The organism is Pseudomonas folii, from assembly GCF_014357575.1.
In the GTDB taxonomy this organism is placed as follows: Bacteria; Pseudomonadota; Gammaproteobacteria; order Pseudomonadales; family Pseudomonadaceae; genus Aquipseudomonas; species Aquipseudomonas folii.
Window position 1 is genome coordinate 1 of sequence record NZ_JACONW010000286.1, and the last position, 2,548, is coordinate 2,548.

A 2,548-nucleotide genomic window follows, 5' to 3' on the forward strand; every position below is an offset into this window, starting at 1 on the left:
CCGGCGACAAGTCATCGGCTCAAGGTCAGTGACTGCCTGAGTGACCGAAACCGCCAGCACCGCGTTGGCTTTCATCGAACTCTTCAACCAGTTCGAAATGCGCCTGCACCACCGGTACCAGCACCAGTTGAGCAATGCGCTCGCCAATGGAAATATTGAAAGCAGTCTGCCCGCGATTCCAGCAGGAGACCATCAGTTCGCCCTGGTAATCGGAGTCGATCAGACCCACCAGATTACCCAGCACGATACCGTGTTTGTGACCAAGACCCGAGCGCGGCAGGATCAATGCCGCCAAACCAGGATCACCGATGTAGATCGACAGACCGGTTGGGATCAACAGCGTCTGGCCTGGCTCAAGCACAGTGTCTTCCTTGAGCATGGCGCGCAGGTCAAGCCCGGCGGAACCGACGGTGGCATAAGCCGGCAAAGGAAATTCGCTGCCAATGCGAGGGTCGAGGATCTTGGCTTGTAGAGCGTGCATTCGTAATTAAACCTGGTTCATTCGTTCGGCGATAAAAGTGATCAGCTGGCGGGCAATCTTGCCCTTGCTGGTCTGGGCAAAAATCGTTGCATGCAACGCGCGGTCGATCACGCTGCAAGCATTCTCTTCGCTGTTGAAGCCGATGCTGGGGTTGGCAACATCGTTGGCGACGATCAGATCAAGATTCTTGTCCTTGAGCTTGCGTGCAGCATAGTCGAGCAGGTGTTCAGTTTCAGCGGCAAAGCCCACACTGAAAGGGCGATCCGGGCGGGTGGCGATGGTCGCCAGAATGTCCGGGTTACGGACCATCTGCAGCAACAGGCCGTCACCCGTGGACGGGTCTTTTTTGAGTTTGTGCGGGGCAACCACTTCAGGACGGTAATCCGCGACCGCTGCGGAGGCGATGAACAGGTCGCACGGAATAGCAGCCTCGCAGGCGGCCAGCATGTCCCTGGCACTGACCACATCGATGCGCGACACGCGATCCGGGGTCGGCAGGTTAACCGGGCCGGTGATCAGTGTGACGCGTGCGCCAGCCTCAATCGCAGCCTCAGCCAGGGCAAAGCCCATTTTGCCGGAGCTGTGATTGGTGATGTAACGCACCGGGTCGATGTTTTCCTGCGTCGGGCCCGCCGTGATCAACACATGCTTACCGGTCAGGGACAGACGCTGGAAGCAATCGGCGGCGGACTGGGCCAGATCGTCGGGTTCAAGCATGCGCCCGAAGCCGACATCGCCACAGGCCTGGCTGCCGGAAGCGGGGCCGAATATGCGGAAATCACGTTCTTCCAGCAGGCGGATGTTGGCCTGCACGGAAGCGTCGCGCCACATCGCCTGATTCATTGCCGGAGCCACCGCCACAATGGCGTCGGTGGCCAGAACAATGGTGGTCAGCAAGTCATTGGCAATACCTTGTGCCAAACGCGCAATAAGGTCCGCAGTGCCGGGCGCAATCAGTATCAGATCGGCCCACTTGGCCAGTTCGATATGCCCCATCGCTGCTTCTGCGGCCGGGTCGAGCAAATCCAGATGAACCGGGTGCCCGGACAAAGCCTGCATGGTCAGCGGGGTGATGAACTCAGCGCCACCTCGGGTCATGACGACACGCACTTCAGCACCCTGGTCACGCAAGCGTCTGACCAGTTCTGCGCTCTTGTAGGCCGCGATACCGCCGCCAACGCCAAGAACGATGCGTTTTCGATACAGCCGCTGCATAGGCCTGCCTTTTAGTCGAGTGGTACGCGGCGGCGATGGGCGTTTCCCCAGGCCGATCGCCGCGCAAAAAAGATGGGCTAAGATAGCACAGCGACCGTGCTGGAACAGCGGTCCCCACACACATGGAGGTGGTATGAGTATTCGCAACTGGCCCGAGGCCGAACGCCCGCGTGAGCGGCTGCTGGAGCTGGGTTCGGCAAGCCTGTCCGACGCAGAGCTGCTGGCTATTTTCCTGCGTACCGGGGTGGCCGGAAAAAGCGCTGTAGACCTCGCCCGTTACCTGTTGAATCAATTCGGTGGGCTGCGACCGTTACTGGATGCTGACCTGACCATGTTCAGCTCACACCTGGGGCTTGGGCCCGCCAAATTCGCGCAGTTGCAGGCTGTCATGGAAATGGCTCGCCGACACATGGCGGAAACCCTGAAACGCGATTCCGCCCTTGAAAGTCCGGAGCAGGTGCGCAACTACCTCAAAGCGCTGTTGCGCCACGAACCCCATGAGGTATTTGGCTGCCTGTTTCTGGACAACAAGCACCGGGTTCAGGCTTTCGAAATACTGTTCCACGGTTCGATCAACTGCGCCCACGTGCATCCCCGGCAGGTGGTCAAACGCGCTTTGGCCCACAACTCGGCCAGCCTGATCCTCTGCCACAACCACCCTTCGGGCATCACCGACGCCAGCCAGGCAGACATAGACCTGACCAAACGCCTGCGCGACGCGTTGTGGCTGATCGACGTGAAAGTGCTGGATCACCTGATCATTGGCGACGGTGACCCGCTGTCGATGGTGGAGTGCGGGTTGATGTAGGCGGAGGCAGCAACGCTGTCGCGAAGCAAACTCGGCTCTATGTG

Annotated in this window: 3 protein-coding genes; 1 reads left to right on the plus strand and 2 read right to left on the minus strand. The window is 59.7% G+C overall.

Annotated elements, in window-relative coordinates; genetic code table 11:
• Positions 1 to 25: 25 nt before the first annotated feature.
• Together dut and coaBC are read right to left on the minus strand one after the other, a co-directional pair.
• Positions 26 to 481, minus strand: coding sequence for a dUTP diphosphatase (gene dut, locus H8S59_RS26730; protein ID WP_095093254.1), 456 nt, complete (start codon positions 479 to 481; stop codon positions 26 to 28).
• 6 nt (positions 482 to 487) lie between these two features.
• Complete coding sequence (gene coaBC, locus H8S59_RS26735; protein ID WP_027899859.1) at positions 488 to 1,696, minus strand: bifunctional phosphopantothenoylcysteine decarboxylase/phosphopantothenate--cysteine ligase CoaBC; 1,209 nt, start codon at positions 1,694 to 1,696, stop codon at positions 488 to 490.
• Positions 1,697 to 1,829: 133 nt separating this feature from the next.
• On the opposite strand from coaBC, the gene radC reads away from it, so the two are divergent.
• Entirely contained in the window at positions 1,830 to 2,504 is a 675-nt protein-coding gene (gene radC / locus H8S59_RS26740) for a RadC family protein (RefSeq protein ID WP_095093252.1), read from the plus strand.
• Positions 2,505 to 2,548: the final 44 nt, after the last annotated feature.

What these genes read in the sequence shown, in the direction of transcription:
- dut (WP_095093254.1), bottom strand. Translation starts at nt 481, where the DNA reads ATGCACGCTCTACAAGCCAAGATCCTCGACCCTCGCATTGGCAGCGAA.
- coaBC (WP_027899859.1), bottom strand. Translation starts at nt 1,696, where the DNA reads ATGCAGCGGCTGTATCGAAAACGCATCGTTCTTGGCGTTGGCGGCGGT.
- radC (WP_095093252.1), top strand. Translation starts at nt 1,830, where the DNA reads ATGAGTATTCGCAACTGGCCCGAGGCCGAACGCCCGCGTGAGCGGCTG.